General features: G+C 66.0%; 15 protein-coding genes and 1 tRNA gene. 11 read left to right on the forward strand and 5 right to left on the reverse strand.

Annotated features, from left to right (window positions below; all coding sequences use genetic code 11):
* The first annotated feature begins 485 nt into the window (after positions 1 to 485).
* Both OLW90_RS00605 and OLW90_RS00610 read left to right on the forward strand, forming a co-directional pair.
* Positions 486 to 1,388 (forward strand): excalibur calcium-binding domain-containing protein, encoded by a 903-nt coding sequence (locus tag OLW90_RS00605; protein WP_319650360.1) that lies wholly within the window; start codon positions 486 to 488, stop codon positions 1,386 to 1,388.
* Entirely contained in the window at positions 1,385 to 1,546 is a 162-nt protein-coding gene (locus OLW90_RS00610; protein WP_319650361.1) for a hypothetical protein, read from the forward strand. Before OLW90_RS00605 ends, OLW90_RS00610 begins: the two co-directional genes overlap by 4 nt.
* 11 nt (positions 1,547 to 1,557) lie before the next feature.
* On the opposite strand, the gene OLW90_RS00615 is transcribed toward OLW90_RS00610, so the two are convergent.
* The 3 genes from OLW90_RS00615 to OLW90_RS00625 are packed head-to-tail and all read right to left on the reverse strand — an operon-like array spanning position 1,558 to position 3,565.
* Positions 1,558 to 1,797: a phosphopantetheine-binding protein gene (locus OLW90_RS00615; RefSeq protein WP_319650362.1), complete on the reverse strand. Its 240-nt coding sequence runs from the start codon at positions 1,795 to 1,797 to the stop codon at positions 1,558 to 1,560.
* Between the two features lie 17 nt (positions 1,798 to 1,814).
* Positions 1,815 to 2,933, reverse strand: a complete 1,119-nt coding sequence (locus OLW90_RS00620; protein ID WP_319650363.1) for an isochorismate synthase MenF — start codon at positions 2,931 to 2,933, stop codon at positions 1,815 to 1,817.
* Positions 2,930 to 3,565: an isochorismatase family protein gene (locus OLW90_RS00625; protein WP_319650364.1), complete on the reverse strand. Its 636-nt coding sequence runs from the start codon at positions 3,563 to 3,565 to the stop codon at positions 2,930 to 2,932. Before OLW90_RS00625 ends, OLW90_RS00620 begins: the two co-directional genes overlap by 4 nt.
* 133 nt (positions 3,566 to 3,698) lie before the next feature.
* Here OLW90_RS00625 and OLW90_RS00630 point away from each other — a divergent pair, with 133 nt between their 5' ends.
* Positions 3,699 to 4,961, forward strand: coding sequence for an MFS transporter (locus OLW90_RS00630; protein ID WP_319650365.1), 1,263 nt, complete (start codon positions 3,699 to 3,701; stop codon positions 4,959 to 4,961).
* Between the two features lie 410 nt (positions 4,962 to 5,371).
* Here the strand turns inward: OLW90_RS00630 and OLW90_RS00635 are convergent, their stop codons facing one another.
* Positions 5,372 to 6,403: a prephenate dehydrogenase gene (locus OLW90_RS00635; protein WP_319650366.1), complete on the reverse strand. Its 1,032-nt coding sequence runs from the start codon at positions 6,401 to 6,403 to the stop codon at positions 5,372 to 5,374.
* A 20-nt stretch (positions 6,404 to 6,423) separates the two neighbouring features.
* Between OLW90_RS00635 and OLW90_RS00640 the strand changes: the two genes are divergently transcribed.
* From OLW90_RS00640 to OLW90_RS00675, 8 genes are all read left to right on the forward strand, one after another.
* A complete protein-coding gene (locus OLW90_RS00640) occupies positions 6,424 to 6,909 on the forward strand; it encodes a tRNA adenosine deaminase-associated protein (RefSeq protein WP_319650367.1) in 486 nt (161 codons plus the stop codon).
* Positions 6,909 to 7,394, forward strand: coding sequence for a nucleoside deaminase (locus tag OLW90_RS00645; RefSeq protein ID WP_319650368.1), 486 nt, complete (start codon positions 6,909 to 6,911; stop codon positions 7,392 to 7,394). Before OLW90_RS00640 ends, OLW90_RS00645 begins: the two co-directional genes overlap by 1 nt.
* Positions 7,395 to 7,544: 150 nt before the next feature.
* On the forward strand, positions 7,545 to 7,679 hold the full coding sequence (locus OLW90_RS00650; RefSeq protein WP_319650370.1) for a hypothetical protein: 135 nt from the start codon (positions 7,545 to 7,547) through the stop codon (positions 7,677 to 7,679).
* A 1-nt stretch (position 7,680) separates the two neighbouring features.
* Positions 7,681 to 7,881 carry a CsbD family protein gene (locus OLW90_RS00655; RefSeq protein ID WP_319650371.1) on the forward strand — a complete coding sequence of 67 codons (201 nt, stop codon included), beginning with the start codon at positions 7,681 to 7,683 and terminating at the stop codon, positions 7,879 to 7,881.
* Positions 7,882 to 7,954: 73 nt separating this feature from the next.
* Positions 7,955 to 8,045, forward strand: a tRNA-Ser gene (locus OLW90_RS00660).
* Between the two features lie 402 nt (positions 8,046 to 8,447).
* A complete protein-coding gene (locus OLW90_RS00665) occupies positions 8,448 to 10,934 on the forward strand; it encodes an MMPL family transporter (RefSeq protein ID WP_319650372.1) in 2,487 nt (828 codons plus the stop codon).
* A complete protein-coding gene (gene tgt, locus OLW90_RS00670; RefSeq protein WP_319650373.1) occupies positions 10,931 to 12,178 on the forward strand; it encodes a tRNA guanosine(34) transglycosylase Tgt in 1,248 nt (415 codons plus the stop codon). The genes OLW90_RS00665 and tgt overlap by 4 nt, the downstream gene beginning before the upstream one ends.
* 160 nt (positions 12,179 to 12,338) lie before the next feature.
* Positions 12,339 to 14,018: an MFS transporter gene (locus OLW90_RS00675; RefSeq protein WP_413464537.1), complete on the forward strand. Its 1,680-nt coding sequence runs from the start codon at positions 12,339 to 12,341 to the stop codon at positions 14,016 to 14,018.
* Here the strand turns inward: OLW90_RS00675 and OLW90_RS00680 are convergent.
* Positions 13,996 to 14,655 carry a queuosine precursor transporter gene (locus OLW90_RS00680; RefSeq protein WP_319650375.1) on the reverse strand — a complete coding sequence of 220 codons (660 nt, stop codon included), beginning with the start codon at positions 14,653 to 14,655 and terminating at the stop codon, positions 13,996 to 13,998. The two genes, OLW90_RS00675 and OLW90_RS00680, sit on opposite strands and share 23 nt — an antisense overlap.
* Positions 14,656 to 14,730: the final 75 nt, after the last annotated feature.

Here is a 14,730-nt window from a genome sequence, read left to right on the forward strand (position 1 = left end):
TTCGCTTGGCATTGCTGCTATTGCTTTTACTGCGGGTTGGGAGGTGGCGCTCCCCGTGGTTGGATATCTGTCCATATCGGCTTATCTCCGGTATCGCTATGCCAGGGAACACGGGGCGCGTTGAAGAGAGCGTTCCGCGAAGTAGGCCCCGGGGCCTACTTCGCGGAAAACATGGCCCGCGTTCTGGGATACGTCCCCGGAGCGTATACGTGGTGCTCTGATGAGGGTTAGATCCGGAGGGCGCAGTGATTCTCGTGGTGGTCACCAACCTGATTTAGAGGCGTAAGATCTAGGAAAGATCTCCGTTTTGCAAGAAAGATGAACTAGGAAAGTGCATTGCGTACTGTCCTACATTGCCCTGAGCGGAGTGGTACTTGCCGTGGTGATGGATAATCCACATGGTTGGGTACTGGCCCCTTTGGGGTTTGTGGCGATGGTCGCCGCGTTGGACGCCCACCGGGCCGGAAATGAGTGGAGTTTTACGCATGAGCAGGTCCTTCACCTGGAAAACCGCCTTAGCCTGGGCCGTCGTTGTTCTCGGGGCGCTGCTCGTTCTCGGCGGCCTACTCAGCGGCGGTGCGCTCCGTATTCTTGGTGCCCTGTTTCTAGGGGCGGCGGTCATTCTCCCCGGGGCTTGGTGGTTGTACTGCGAGAGGCAGGACAAAATCGCGGAGGAAAAAGCCGAGGAGCGCGCGGCCAAGTGGGCGAGTCTCACGATGGACGAGCGCGAGCTGTGGGGCGATCCCGCCCCCGCGAAAAGGAAAAAGCGTCGCTGGCCCGTGATCGCGGGTATTTCCGTGCTCTTGTTGATCGTCGGCGGCACGCTTTCTCCTGCTTTTGAAACGGGAGACGATGGTTCTGCTGAGGAAGCCACGAACCCCACCAGCACGGTTAAGATCACCACCTCCAAAGCGGCCAAGAAAACGGCGCAAACCGCCACCCCGGAGGAATCGTCGGAGGCTGAGTCTGAGGCTGAATCCGAGGCAGAACCCACGGAGAGTCAGGAACGGGAGCGCGGGGAGCGCCGCGCGGACAAAGATATATCCGATAGCCGGGGTAATCCGAAGCGGGTGAGCGTGGAGCGCCGTGCCCCGCAGGAGGAACAGCGGGTGGAGCAGCCGCAAGAATGGCAGGAGGAGGCCCCGGTGGAGGAACCTGCGGAACAGCAGACACCCGAGGTAGAAGAGCAGCCCGCCCCGGAACCGCCAGTAGAAGAACCAGCGCCTGAGACCACCACGCCGCAGGAAAGCGTGTATTACGCAAATTGCGATGATGTCCGCGCCGCAGGCGTTGCGCCTATTCCCGCAGGAGAACCCGGTTATCGGTCGGGCCTTGACCGCGATAACGATGGCTTTGCCTGCGAGGATGAGGGAGAGGAGAAAAGATGACCACGGTTGCCGTGGCTACCGCCATAGGAATGATCGTTCTTGACGCACACCCCGCCGCCGTAGCCATCACTTTGACGGTAGCGGCGCTGTGCCTGACGCTGGATACGCGGGAGGCGATCATCGAGCACCGCCAGGCGCGAGCGGCGCAAGCACGGTAAGGAGAAGCCGCCTAACCAGCCGCTTCCTCTAACTCCGCGCGCCAGGCGCTGAGACGAGAGTCCTCCGCGAGGTCGGCAAAGTCCACGTCAAAGCCTTGGTTGCGGATCTCGGTGACCAGGTCCATGAGGCGCACGGAGTCGAGCCCCTGGTCAAAGAGTTCCTCCTCGGGGTCGATCTGCTCGGGCGTGACGTCCAGCATGTCCGCCACCTTGGTGGTGATGCTACGGATTACTTCATCTACGGTTGCCATAATTATCTCTCCTTGAACTAGTCGTTGAGTCCCAGAACCGCGCGCACCGGGCCGAGTTTTACCTGGGTTTCCTGTACCTCGGCCTGGGGGTCGGAGTCGGCCACGATCCCGCCGCCCGCGTGCGCCAGCACGTGAGCCCCCTGAGTCATGGCCCCGCGAATGGTCACGCGCCACTCGCCGTTGCCGCGATCGTCGGCCCAGCCCACGGCCCCGGCGTAGAAGCCGCGCTGGGGTTCCTCCGCACGTAGCGCAGCCTGGGTGGCGATGGTGGGGTAGCCGCACACGGCGGGGGTGGGGTGCAGGGCGGCGGCGAGTTCGAGGGCGGAGATCGCCCCGCCGCGCAGGCGACCGTCGGCGGAGACGGCGTCCTCGCGCAGCATGCCGCGGATGCGGGTGCCCAGGTGCCAGGTGTGGGAGGTGGCGGTGAGCGAGGGGCGCTCCGGTACCTCTAGTTCCGCGCACCAGGGTTGCAGGATCCGCTTGATCTCGCGGGTGACGTAGGAGTGTTCCTCGATGTTCTTGGCGCTCAGCGTGAGTTCCGTGGCCAGGGCCTCGTCCCGCACCGGATCGGCGGAGCGGGCGACGGTCCCCGCCAGCGGGTGGGACTCGATGTATCGGCCGCGCTTGAGCAACAGCAGCTCCGGGCTCGATCCCACCAGCCGCGCCCCCGAGTACGCGGCCCCGGCGCTATCCAGGCTCACCAGGTGCCCGTGCCCGGTGCCGGAACCGGCGAGGAAGCGTGAAAGCAGCACTCGCGCGTCCGCCTCGGCCGCGAGCCGGTAGCGCACCGCGCGCGCGAGCACGATCTTTTCGAACTCGCCGCCGCGAATCCGCTCCGTGGCCTCCTGCACGCGCCGCGCGTGTTCCTCGGGCTCGGGCGTGGATTCCGTCCCGGTCACTACCGGCACCTCGCCCTGGGGCAGCGCGGGGGCGCCGGGGGAGAACCAGAACTTCACCGGGCTAAAGAGCGCCGGTGGTTCCGTGGTGTGGAAAGGCAGCGCCCCCGCCACCAGGGGGGCTCCCTCGCTCAGCCCCGCCAGGGCCTGATCCACGCTGTGCCATGCGGCTTTGCTGCCGACGCCGCTGAGCGTCCCCTCGGGGCCGGTAAAGAGGAAAGAATAGTCCGGTGTGCTCACTGGGCAACCGCCCAGACGCGTAGGACGTCGTGAGTATCCAGGACCCGCCCGGAGCGCTTGGCCACCCAGTCGAGGGTCTGGCGATGATCCTCGGCGGTGAAGTCCGCGATGGCGTCGCGGAGCACAAAGGCCCGGATGTCATTCATGAAGGCCTCGGCGGCGGTGATCATGCACCCCATGTGCCCGTAAACGCCTGCGATGATGAGTTCGTCGCGCCCCGCGTAGGCCAGGGATTGCCGCAGGTCGGTGCGTTGCAGCGCGGAATACCGCCACTTGGTGAGCACGTGGTGGTGCTCGCGCGGGGTGAGTTCCGGGATCACCTCGGCCTCCTGTTCGGTCTGCATTCCCGAGCCCCAGAACTCCTGCAACAGCCCGCGGCGATGTTCCCGCTGGCCGGGCGGCTGCACGGAGTAGAACACGGGGATGCCGGCGGCGTCGGCGGCGTCGATAAGCTGACGGATGTGGGGGATCACGGTGCTGGCGGGGGCCTGGGTGGCGGGGTAGGCGTCCAGGAAGTACCGCTGCATGTCGTGAATGAGCAGCGCGGATTTGTGGGGCTGCGGCGCCCAGTCCACGGTGTGAGTGGTGGGCATGGCGGGGATCTCGTAGGGGGCGATCTGGGGGATCGGCATGGGGTCCTTTCTTTCGGCTCGGCGGCAGGACAGAGAATGTATAAGGGGAGCCTACCCTATATATACGTTGTTGCTGTCGTGGGGCGGACCCGCGCCGTGCGCTCGGAGACCCAACCGGGTAAGGTTCCTCGCCGTGTCTCATACCCCCGATCGCGCCACGGTCACGCCCAAGAGTAGCGGCCCGAGCCGCCGCAGCATACCCCGCCAGACGGAGATCACCGATACCCGTCGGTACATCGTCATGGTGGCGATGGCCCTGGGCGGCTTTGGCATCGGGGTCACGGAGTTCGTCTCCATGGGGCTGCTCAGCGACATCGCCGCGGACTTTCAGATCTCGGAGGACTCCGCCGGGCACATCATCACCGCCTACGCGATGGGCGTGGTCATCGGAGCCCCGCTGATCGCGGCGCTCACCGGCTCGGTGCCCCGGCGCAGGCTGCTGCTGATTCTCATGGCGGCATTCACGGTGGGCAACGCCCTGACGGTGTTCGCGGGCGTGTACGCCAACTCCTACGCCGTGCTGGTGGCCTCCCGCTTCCTCGCGGCCCTGCCTCATGGCGCGTTCTTCTCCGTCTCCGGCCTGGCGGCGGCCTCGATGGCACCCAAGGGGCAGCGCGGCCGCGCTCTGGCCTTCGTGGGACTCGGCTTGCCCTTCGCCACGGTGCTGGGTGTGCCGGTGGCCCAGGCCCTGGGGCATGCGGTGGGTTGGCAGAGCGCATATGTGCTGGTCTCGGCCATCGGCCTGGCCACGCTGGCGGCCCTGTGGTTCCTCATGCCGCACATGACTCGAATGGCCCCCACCAGCCCGCTCACGGAACTCGGCGCGCTGGGGCGCGGCCAGGTGTGGCTTTCCCTGGCCATCGGCTCGGTGGGATTCGGCGGCATGTTCGCGGTGTACACCTACATCTCCTGGACGATGACCCAGCGCGCGGGCCTCGACCCCAGCCACATGTGGTTCGTGCTGATGGTCTACGGCCTCGGCATGGTCGCCGGTACCTGGGTGGGCGGCCGACTCTCCGACTGGAACCTCGAATACGGAATCCTCGTGGCCCTCGGTGCGATCTGCGCCTCCCTCCTCGCCTTCTACGTGGCCTCCACGAATGCGGTGGCGGCCACCGTGTGCTTTGGCCTCATCGGCATGGCGGGCTCCACCTTGATCCCCTCCCTCCAAATCCGACTCATGGATGTGGCCGGGGAGGCCCAAACCCTCGCCGCGGCCCTCAACCACTCCGCCCTCAACATCGCCAACGCCGCCGGTGCCTCCATGGGCGGCGCGGTGATCGCGGCTGGGTACAGTTACTCCGCCCCGGCGCTCGCGGGGGCCGGGCTGGCGCTCATCGCCGTGGTCCTCTGGTACGTGGCCTTTGCTTTACGACGCCGCGACATGGCGCGGTAGGGGGTTTGCTGGTTGTGCTGGCGCGGTTGCTGATTTAACTCTGCCGCTCTAACCCTAAGGGGTGCCATTGGCGGGGGCGGGGTGCTTTTCCGAGGCCTGGTGGCACCCCTTGGGGGTGGGGTGTGGGAGCCGCTTTTGGTGTGGTGCTTGATCGACCCGAGTTGATCGACCCGAAGGGGTGCCATTGGCGGGGATTTGGCCTGTTGCTTCCGCTAGCGGCACCCCTTGGTGTTGGGGAGGGGGCCGGAGAGGTGGAATGGGGGAAGTGGTGGGGCACCAACCACACCAGGGGCACCACCAGTACCAGGAATGGCGGGGTGCGGGAGGGAGGGCGTCGATAAGCGGCGCAAGGGGTGCCACCGCGTTGCGGGGGCCGCTGCACCCCGGCCTAGTGGCACCCCTTGGGGTGCCTAGAACACCTCGATCCGCGCGCCCAGGGACTCCGCCTGGATCAACTGCCGCTCCCACCCGGGGCCGCCGGGGTGTACGCGCAGCACCGGGCGGGCGGAGATGCGAATGGGACTCACGGAATCCTTGAGGGCGCCGGAGCGGGCCTCGAAGCGCACGCGGGAGCGGTGGCCGGCGTCGGTGAGTTCCTGGAGATGGGGGTGGGGGCCGGTGAGTTGGGCGCGGGCGTCCCCGAGGAGGGAGAGGGCCTCGTCGAGGGCGTCCACCAGGGCCTCGGAGTTGGTCTCGCACATGGCGCGCACCAGGGAGGGCGCGGTTCCGGCCACGCGGGTGCCATCGCGGAAACTCCCGGCGGCTAGGGAAAGGGCCAGCGCGCCGCCGTTATCCCCGGTGATCGCCAGGGCCTCGGCCAGCAGGTGGGGGAGGTGGCTCACGCGGGCCACGGCGGCATCGTGCGTGCTCACGCGCGCGGGGATCGCCTCGGCCCCCACGGCGGCGATCATGCGGGCCACGTCCGTCCACAGGGTCACCCACTCGGGGGTGGGGGTGGCGTCGCAGGCGTGATCGAAGGTGATGACCCAGGCGGCGCCGTCGAAAAGCCCCAGGTGGGAGGCCTTCCACCCGGATTGCGCGGTGCCTGCCATCGGGTGCCCGCCCACGTAGCGCCCCTCCATGCCGCGGGCGCGCACCAGCTCGTACACGCGGGACTTCACGGAGGCGACGTCCGTGAAGCCGCAGTGGGGGGCGTGCTCGTTGAGCGCGTCCAGCAGCTCCGCGAAGGAGGGCAGCGGGGTGGCCAGCACGATGAGCGCGCCCTCCTCCTCGGCGCGGCGCAGGGTGGCCAGGAGATCGGAACTGACGTCGAAGCCCTCCTTGGTGGCGGTGCGCGCGCCGGAGGGGGAACGGTTATAGCCGTACACGGGGTGCCCGGCGGCGTGGAGGTCACGCAGCAGGGAGCCGCCGATGAGACCGATACCCAGAATGCACACGGGGCGAGAAAAAGCGGTGGAAGTCACCTGACAAGTGTGGCACATTCCGACTACCGTTACGGGGTATGGAACCCGAGGATTACGGCGAGAGCTTTGCCGTGACGGTCACCCGCGTGGCCGGGCAGTGGCAGGTGCGCGAGTACGACGACGACTTTGAGACCATCTCCACCGCCGTCTCCGCCGTGCGCGCCCTACGCAGCGAGGGCCCGGCGTTTGCGTTGCTGTGCGTGGAGGACGATTACTTTGTGATCGTGCGCCCCACTCCCCAGCGCGTCAAACTTTTGCTTTCCGACGCCGTGGCCGCCACCGAGGACGACTTCGCCGCCTCCATCCTCGACGAGATGGACGCCGAGATCCCCTACGACGCCGCCGAGGACGACGCCTGGGCCGACGGCGACTTTGACATCCTCGCGGACCTCGGCCTCTCCGAGCAGGTCATGGGCGTGATCGCGGACGACGACGAGGCCTGGGCCTCCGAACAACTCATCCGCATCGCGGAGGAACTGGACTTCGACTCCGAGCTTATCGACGCCACCGGGCTCGACGATTAATGCCGCCGTTCTCCCTGCCCGTGCCCCTGGGACAGCGCCGCGCGGAGGAGGCCATGCGCCGCGCCCTGGAGGTGGCGTGTTCCACCCCGCCTGCCGACGTGCCGGTGGGGGCCGTGATCCTGGGGCCCGACGGCTCCGAACTGGCCCGTGCCACCAACCGCCGCGAGATGGATCTTGACCCCACCGCCCACGCGGAGGTCCTGGCGATCCGCCAGGCGGTGCGAGCCCACGGCGACGGCTGGCGACTCAGCGACTGCACCCTGGTGGTGACCCTGGAACCATGCGCCATGTGCGCCGGGGCGCTCCTGGGGGCCAGGGTGGGATCGCTGATCTTTGGCGCCTTTGAACCCAAGACGGGGGCCTGTGGTTCCGTGTTTGACTTGGTGCGCGATAGCGCGACGCTCCACCACCCCCAGGTGCGCGGCGGGGTGCTGGAGGAGGAGTGCGGGGAGTTGCTGGCCGGGTTCTTTGCGGGGCGGCGCTGAGGGGATGGGGGTGTTGTGGGCGAGTGTGGTGCTTCCCAGGGGCGCCATCACATTATTTTTCCATAACAGAATAATCACAATTTCTGGGGAATGGTGGCGCGGGGTTCCCGGTGCTCCTATCCTCGAGGAAGAGTGAAAGGAGAAACATAAATGGGTTTTCTTGACGACGCAAAAGACAAGCTGAACGAAGCTAAGGACAAGGCCGCCGACGTGGCCTCCGATCTGAAGGATAAGGCCGAGGACGCAGCCTCCGAGGCCAAGGACAAGGTAGAGGAGCAGAAGTAACATGGGTGATTTTCAGGACAAGGCCGAGGACCTGGCTGGCAAGGCCAAGGAGACCGTTGGCGACGTGACCGACAACAAGGACCTTGAGAACGAGGGCAAGGCCGATCAGGTCAAGTCCGACATCAAGGAGAAGGTCACCGAGGCCGGTGAGGCCATCAAGGACAAGGCCAACGAGGTTCTTGGCGCCTTCAAGAAGGACTAGTTTTTCCTTCACGTTTTAATTCTTTTCGAGGCTGATTTGAGGTTTCGGCCCCGGCTTGGATAACGTACTTGGCGGTGGCGTGTCCGAGCGGCCGAAGGTGCTCGCCTCGAAAGCGAGTGTTGGGTAACCCCCAACCGCGGGTTCAAATCCCGCCGCCACCGCCAACAACCCGGCTCCCCTGATCGTGGGGAGCCGGGTTTTCTCGTGGTGGTGGGGGTTGTGGTTGTGGCTACGGCGTTGAGGGGTGCACAACATCAAGGGGTGCCGTCCTTGGTGCCTGGTGGCCTTGCCTCACGCCTAATGGCACCCCTTAGAGGCGGGAAGTGAGGGGTACACAGCCACCACAGCGTTAAGGGGTGCCAGTGATGGCAAAACCAACCCCGCATATCCCGGTAGTGGCACCCTAAAGAGGTGGGCGAGGTGGGGTGGGAACCACACCCCCACCTGCGAACGCTGTCAGGTAGCGCTTAAGGGTGCCACCGGGGGCGTCGATAAGCCGCACCCGGCACCAATGGCACCCCTCTGTACACTTGGGGAGTCTTTAAGTCGATGGAGGGACGTCGTTCGTGGCTGAACTGTTGTACTCGCTGGGGCGTTGGTCGTTCCGCAGGAAGTGGTGGGTGCTGTGTACCTGGCTGCTGGTGCTGGCGGCGATGGCGGGCGCGGCGCTGTCCCTCATGCGGCCGTTTACCAATCAGTTCTCCATTAATAATTCGCCCGCGATCGAGGCCACGCGCATGCTGGTGCGCAATTTCCCAGATCAGGGCAATCCGGTGACGGCGGCCTCGGTGAACGTGGTGTTTCAGGCGCCGGAGGGGGAGAAGCTCAGCGATCCGCAGAACGTCAAGGCCATCGACGACGTCATTGCCGCCCTCAACGCGGATCTGGGTGACCTCATCGCGGATACCCAGCGCTTTGGCAACCCGGTGACCAAGTCCGCCGAGCTGGAAAAACAGGTGATTCAGACCTCCGTGGAGTCCGGCCTGCCGGAGGAGAGCGCCAAGGAGGACGCCGCGAACCTTCGCCTGCTCTCCGAGGATCAGACCATCGGCTACACCACCTTTGCCCTGGACGTGGACACCTCCATGGACGTGACCCAGGAGCAGCGCGACGCCGTGACCGCCGCGATGGAAAAGGGCCGCGCTGAGGGCCTGACGGTGGAGGCCGGCGGCGCGGGCTTTGGCGAGCCCATCGCCATCAAGGCCTCCAGCGAGGTCGTGGGCCTGGTGGTGGCCTTTGTGGTGCTCATCTTCACCTTTGGTTCCCTGGTGGCGGCCGGGTTGCCGCTGATCACGGCGGTGATCGGCGTGGGGATTGGCGTGCTGGGAATCCTGCTGACCACGCGCTTTGTGGAACTCAATAACATCACGCCCACGCTGGCGGTGATGATCGGCCTGGCGGTGGGCATTGATTACGCCCTGTTTATCCTGGCGCGGTATCGCGCGGAGCGGGCCCGCCTCGACCCGGAGCGGGCCGCCGGAATGGCCGTGGGCACGGCGGGCACGGCCGTGGTGTTCGCGGCGGTGACGGTGATCGTGGCCCTGGCCGCCCTGGCGGTGGCGGGGATCGGCTTCCTCACGGCGATGGGTCTGCTGGCGGCGTTCACGGTGTTTGTGTCCCTGCTGGTGGCGCTCACCCTGGTCCCGGCGCTGCTGGGCATCGCGGGGGAAAAGGCCTTTGCGGGAGCCATTCCGGGTATCGCGGGAAATAAGCGCCGCGCTTGGCGACGCCGCCCCGGGAGCCCCGGGCGCTCGGGGGGCGCTTCGGGAGACAAGGGGGTCGCGGCCTCGGAAGCGGCGGCCCGCCCCGCCTCCCACCGCCTGAAATCTCACCGCCGCGCCCCCATGAGCATGGGCCGCCGCTGGGTGCTCTTTGTACACAAACTCCCCGGCCTCACCATCGCGGTGGTGGTGCTGGGCCTGGGCGCGCTGTCCTTCCCGGTGAGCAAGCTGGAGATGGCCCTGCCCTCCGATTCCACCTCGAACCTGGAGACCACGCAGCGCAAGTCCGCCGATCTGATGGCGGAGGGCTTTGGCCCGGGCGTTAATTCCCCGTTCCTCCTGGTGGTGGACGCCCACGAGGTTTCGCCGGAGGCCCCGGCGCTCAAAACCTTCATGGAAGCCCAGGGCGAGGCCGCGGTGGAGAACCCGCAGCGCGCGGCGGCCTTAAGTTCCTTCATCTATGCGGTGGACACCATCGACGGCATGGCGGGGGTGAAGAACGCGCAGTTGGTGGGTGCGAATGGGGATCAGACCGCCGCGCAGATCATGGTCACCCCGTTCACCGGCCCGGACGATCAAAAGACGGTGGCCCTTTCCCACGCCCTGCGCGAGCGGGCTCACCAGATCGCGGACGCCACCGGAACCACCGTGGGGCTCACGGGGCTCACGGCGGTGCAGATGGATATTACGGAGACGCTGGAGGACGCCATGCCCCTGTACCTGGGGATCGTGGTGGGCCTGGCGATCGTATTGTTGCTCCTGGTGTTCCGCTCGATCATGGTGCCGCTGGTGGCGGGCCTGGGCTTCCTGCTCTCGGTGGGGGCGGCCTTTGGCGTGACGGTGTTGGTGTGGCAGGAGGGCCTGTGGGGCCTGGTGGGCACCCCGGCCCCGCTGATCTCCTTCATGCCGATCTTCCTCATCGGCGTGACCTTTGGCCTGGCCATGGACTATCAGGTCTTTTTGGTCACCCGCATGCGCGAGCATTACACCCATTCCGGCGGGGTCTCGCACTCCCGGTATACGGCGGTGGAGGAGTCCATCATTGAGGGCTTTACGCAGGGCGCGCGCGTGGTCACGGCGGCGGCGCTGATTATGATCGCGGTGTTCGTTGCTTTTATCGACCAGCCGCTGCCGTTCATTCAGATCTTTGGTTTTGCCCTGGGCATGGGTGTGCTCTTTGATGCCTTCTTTGTCCGCATGGCGCTGGTTCCGGCCGCGATGTTCGTGCTGGGCCGGGCCACCTGGTGGATGCCGAGGTGGCTCGATAAGATCCTGCCCTCCCTGGATGTGGAGGGTTCCGCCCTGGAAAAGAAGGTAATAGGAAAAGCATGACTGATCTGTCCTTTGACGTACACACCCGCCTGGAGCAGGCGGGGCCGGGCAAGCACGGCCGCACGGGCGTGATCCACACCCCGCACGGGGACATCGCCACCCCGGCGTTCATTCCGGTGGCCACCAAGGCCACGGTGAAAACGCTCACCCCGGAGCAGATCCGGGAGACCGGTGCGCAGGCGATTCTCTCCAACGCCTACCACCTGTATTTGCAGCCCGGCCCGGAGATCGTGGACGAGGCCGGGGGCGTGGCGGCCTTTGAGAACTGGCGCGGCCCCACCTACACGGATTCCGGCGGATTCCAGGTGATGAGCCTGGGCGTGGGCTTCAAAAAGGTGCTGGCGATGGACGTGGCGGACCTCACCCCCCAGGACGTCCGCGCCGCCAAGAAGGAGCGCTTGGCCAAGGTTGATGAGGACGGCGTGGATTTCAAGTCCGTGATCGACGGCTCCGCGCACCGCTTCACCCCCGAGGTCTCCATGCAGATCCAGCACCACCTGGGCGCGGACATCATGTTCGCCTTTGACGAGCTGACCACCCTGGTGGATAGCCGCGCCTACCAGGAGGAGTCCCTGGTGCGCACCACGCGCTGGGCGCAGCGCTGCCTGGACGAGCACGATCGCCTCACCCGCGAGCGCGCGCACCGGCCCAAGCAATCGCTGTGGGGCGTGGTGCAGGGCGCGCAGTACGAGGACCTGCGCCGTCAGGCCTCCCGCGATCTCGTGGCGCTTTCTGACGCCGCCGAGGCCCAAGGCAGGCGCGGCTTCGGGGGCTTCGGCATCGGGGGCGCCCTGGAAAAGGAGAACCTGGGCACCATCGTGGGCTGGGTGTGCGACGAACTCCCCGAGCACAAGCCCCGGCACCTGCTGGGGATCTCCGAGCCGGACGATCTCTTCACCGCCATCGAGGCGGGCGCGGATACCTTCGACTGCGTGGCTCCCACCCGGCTGGGGCGGCGCGGCGGGGTGTACACCCTCGACGGGCGGCTGAACCTCACCAACGCCCGCTTCAAGCGGGACTTCCAGGGCATCGACGAGGAGTTTGGCGGCTACGTCTCCCAGAACTACTCGCGCGCCTATATCCATCACCTGCTCAAGGCCAAGGAGTTCCTGGCCGGCACGCTGTGCACCATGCACAACCTGGCCTTCATGGTGGGGCTGGTGGATAATATCCGGGCGGCGATGGAACGCGGCGATTATGAGGCGTTCCGCGATGAGTTTTTGGGTCGTTATTATCACCATTAATTACGCGGGAGCCTGTGGCGTGTGAGAAAATGCCCAGGTGGCCAAGCAGCAGATGAATACAGTCCAGGGCGGCAAGCGCGGTAAACACCGTCGCGCCGACGGGCCGGTAAAGGCCCCCAAGAAGTGGTCCACCGCGGTCTCCACGATCTCCGCGGTGATGATGACGCTGGACATCACCATCGTGCTGGTGGCCCTGCCCGCCATCTCGGAGGACCTGGGTCTCACGCTCTCCGGGGGCCAGTGGGTGATCAACGCCTATTCCCTGGCCTTTGCCTCGCTCATGCTCAGCGTGGGCAGCATCTCCGATCTCATCGGGCGGCGCTCCATCTTCCTGATCGGGCACGTGCTGTTCCTGGGGGCGTCGATAGCCTGCATGTATGCGGACTCGGAGACGATGCTGATCGCGGCCCGCGCGGTGCAGGGTGCCGGTGGCGCGCTGGTGTTTGGTACCTCGGTGCCGCTGCTTTCCGACGCCTTCGCCCCCGCCGAGAAGGCGGAGCGCACCAAGGCGATTGCGACCCTGATGGGGTTGTCCGCGGCCGCCTCGGCGGTGGGACCGCTGGTGGGCGGCGCGCTGGTGGAAAACGGCGAGTGGGAGTGGATCTTTGCCATTAACATTCCCATCGGCATTTTTGTGCTGCTGGCCACCCTGCTTTTCATTCCCGACCTCCACAAGCAGGCGCGCGAGGCCGGAACCACGGACATGCCGCCCATCGACGTCCCCTCCACCATCATCGCGGCGGGCATGCTCTTTAGCCTCAATTACGGCATCATCTCCGGCCCGGAGCGCGGCTGGACGGACTGGCTGGTGATCCTGAGCTTTGCGGCAGCCTTGCAGCTGGGCGTGATCCTCGCGTGGATTCAAACGGCCAAGGGCGATAACGCGATGATTGATATTTGCCTTTTCCGCATTCCCTCCTTTTCCACGGTGGCCTTTTCCGCCTTTGCCGCCCGGCTTTTCAGCTTTGGCATGATGCCCTTCATTATTCTGTGGCTCTCCGGCCACGTGGGCCTCTCCGCCCTGGAGGTGGGGTATGTGTCCACCACGCTGGCCGGGCCGATCGTGATCTTCTCCGCCGTGGGCCTGGCCCTGGGCAAGGTCATGCGGGTGAGTTTTGTGCAGGCGCTCGGCATGGTGATCGTGGCCGGTGGCCTCCTGCTGGGCCTGATGGTGCAGCCGGATTCCAGTTGGCCCGCCCTGGTGCCCTCCTACGTGGTCATTGGTATCGGTACCGGCATCATGCTGCCGCACCTGATGGATCTGGCGGTCTCCGTGGTGCCTCGGGAAAAGACGGGCACCGCCTCCGGCATCGCCAATACCTCCCTGCCGCTGGGCACCAGTTTTGGCGTGGCGCTCTACGGCGCGTACCTGGCCAATCACATCGAGGACGGCATGGAGGGCGCCCCCGAGCAGATCATCACCGCCACGGAGGGCGGCCGCTTTGACCTGGTGGATCAGTACGCCCCGCAGTTGGGCGACCTGGCCCGCGAGGTATTCGTGGAGGGCCTGCACGGCATCTTCATCATGGCGGCGATCTTCGCCGTGGTGGGTGCGGTGGCCTGCCTGCTCTTTATTCGGGAAAAGGACATCCGGGCGGTGGAGGAGGACTCCGTGATTTCCGTGACTGTAGGCTCGGAGAGCTCGTTGAGCCCGGAGGCTGTGGTGGACGCTGTGGCCCCTGTGGCCCCTGTGGCCCCTGCGGCAAGCCCGGAACCCGGCACCGAGTTAGTGCCTCGCCCGGCCACCGCTCCCGCCGTCCCCATGTCCGCGCACCCCGTGGGCCGGGCCGAGTTGGCGGCGCGTGCGCGCCAGCGCCTTAATAATTCTCGCGGCGTTTAATCCACCCGATCACCGCGTACGTGATGGGCAGCAGCACCACCTCCAGCGCGGTCTTCCAGGCGAAGCCCACGATCAGGTAATTCAGCCCATCGCTCCAGGTGGTGATGCCGATGACCGGGGCGGCGATCAGGCAGAACAGCAGCGTATCGCCAAACTCCCCCACCACGGTGGAGCCGAGCAGCCGCGCCCACAGTTTCTTCTCCCCGGTGCGGCGCTTCAGGGCCACCAGCACGTACGAGTTCAGCAGTTGGCCCACCAGGTACCCGGCCAGGGAGGCCAGCACGATCTGTGGCACCAGACCCAGCACCAGGGAAAATTCCTCCTGGTTTTCGTAGAAATCGGCCGCCGGTAGCGCGATGGCGATATAAAAGGACGCCACCGCCAGCACCGTCACGCCAAACCCGGTGAGGATTGCGCGCCGCGAGGCCTTGAACCCGTAGCACTCCGCGAGCACGTCACCCAGCACATAGGCCAGGGGAAAGAGGAAAAAGGCGCCGTCCGTGATGAGCGGCCCGAGCGCCACGCCCTTGGTGGCGGTGATGTTGGAGATGAGGAATACCGCGACGAAGATCGTCACGATCACCGGGTACAAGGAGCGCTGAATGGGAATGAATCTGGCTTCTGTGGAGTTTGTCACGGGTTACATGCTGCCATAGGGGTGCCAGTGGCGGGGGATAAAAGGTTCGGGGCAGGGTAGTGGCACCCCTTGGGG

Origin of the sequence: Corynebacterium sp. 21KM1197, from assembly GCF_033783015.1 — a bacterium.
GTDB lineage: Bacteria > Actinomycetota > Actinomycetes > Mycobacteriales > Mycobacteriaceae > Corynebacterium.

Bases quoted from the DNA above. Each gene is read 5' to 3' on its own strand.
- OLW90_RS00645 (WP_319650368.1), top strand. From the start codon at position 6,909: ATGCCGCCGTTCTCCCTGCCCGTGCCCCTGGGACAGCGCCGCGCGGAG.
- OLW90_RS00610 (WP_319650361.1), top strand. From the start codon at position 1,385: ATGACCACGGTTGCCGTGGCTACCGCCATAGGAATGATCGTTCTTGAC.
- OLW90_RS00625 (WP_319650364.1), bottom strand. From the start codon at position 3,565: ATGCCGATCCCCCAGATCGCCCCCTACGAGATCCCCGCCATGCCCACC.
- OLW90_RS00615 (WP_319650362.1), bottom strand. From the start codon at position 1,797: ATGGCAACCGTAGATGAAGTAATCCGTAGCATCACCACCAAGGTGGCG.
- OLW90_RS00635 (WP_319650366.1), bottom strand. From the start codon at position 6,403: ATGTGCCACACTTGTCAGGTGACTTCCACCGCTTTTTCTCGCCCCGTG.
- OLW90_RS00640 (WP_319650367.1), top strand. From the start codon at position 6,424: ATGGAACCCGAGGATTACGGCGAGAGCTTTGCCGTGACGGTCACCCGC.
- tgt (WP_319650373.1), top strand. From the start codon at position 10,931: ATGACTGATCTGTCCTTTGACGTACACACCCGCCTGGAGCAGGCGGGG.
- OLW90_RS00605 (WP_319650360.1), top strand. From the start codon at position 486: ATGAGCAGGTCCTTCACCTGGAAAACCGCCTTAGCCTGGGCCGTCGTT.
- OLW90_RS00655 (WP_319650371.1), top strand. From the start codon at position 7,681: ATGGGTGATTTTCAGGACAAGGCCGAGGACCTGGCTGGCAAGGCCAAG.
- OLW90_RS00650 (WP_319650370.1), top strand. From the start codon at position 7,545: ATGGGTTTTCTTGACGACGCAAAAGACAAGCTGAACGAAGCTAAGGAC.
- OLW90_RS00675 (WP_413464537.1), top strand. From the start codon at position 12,339: ATGACGCTGGACATCACCATCGTGCTGGTGGCCCTGCCCGCCATCTCG.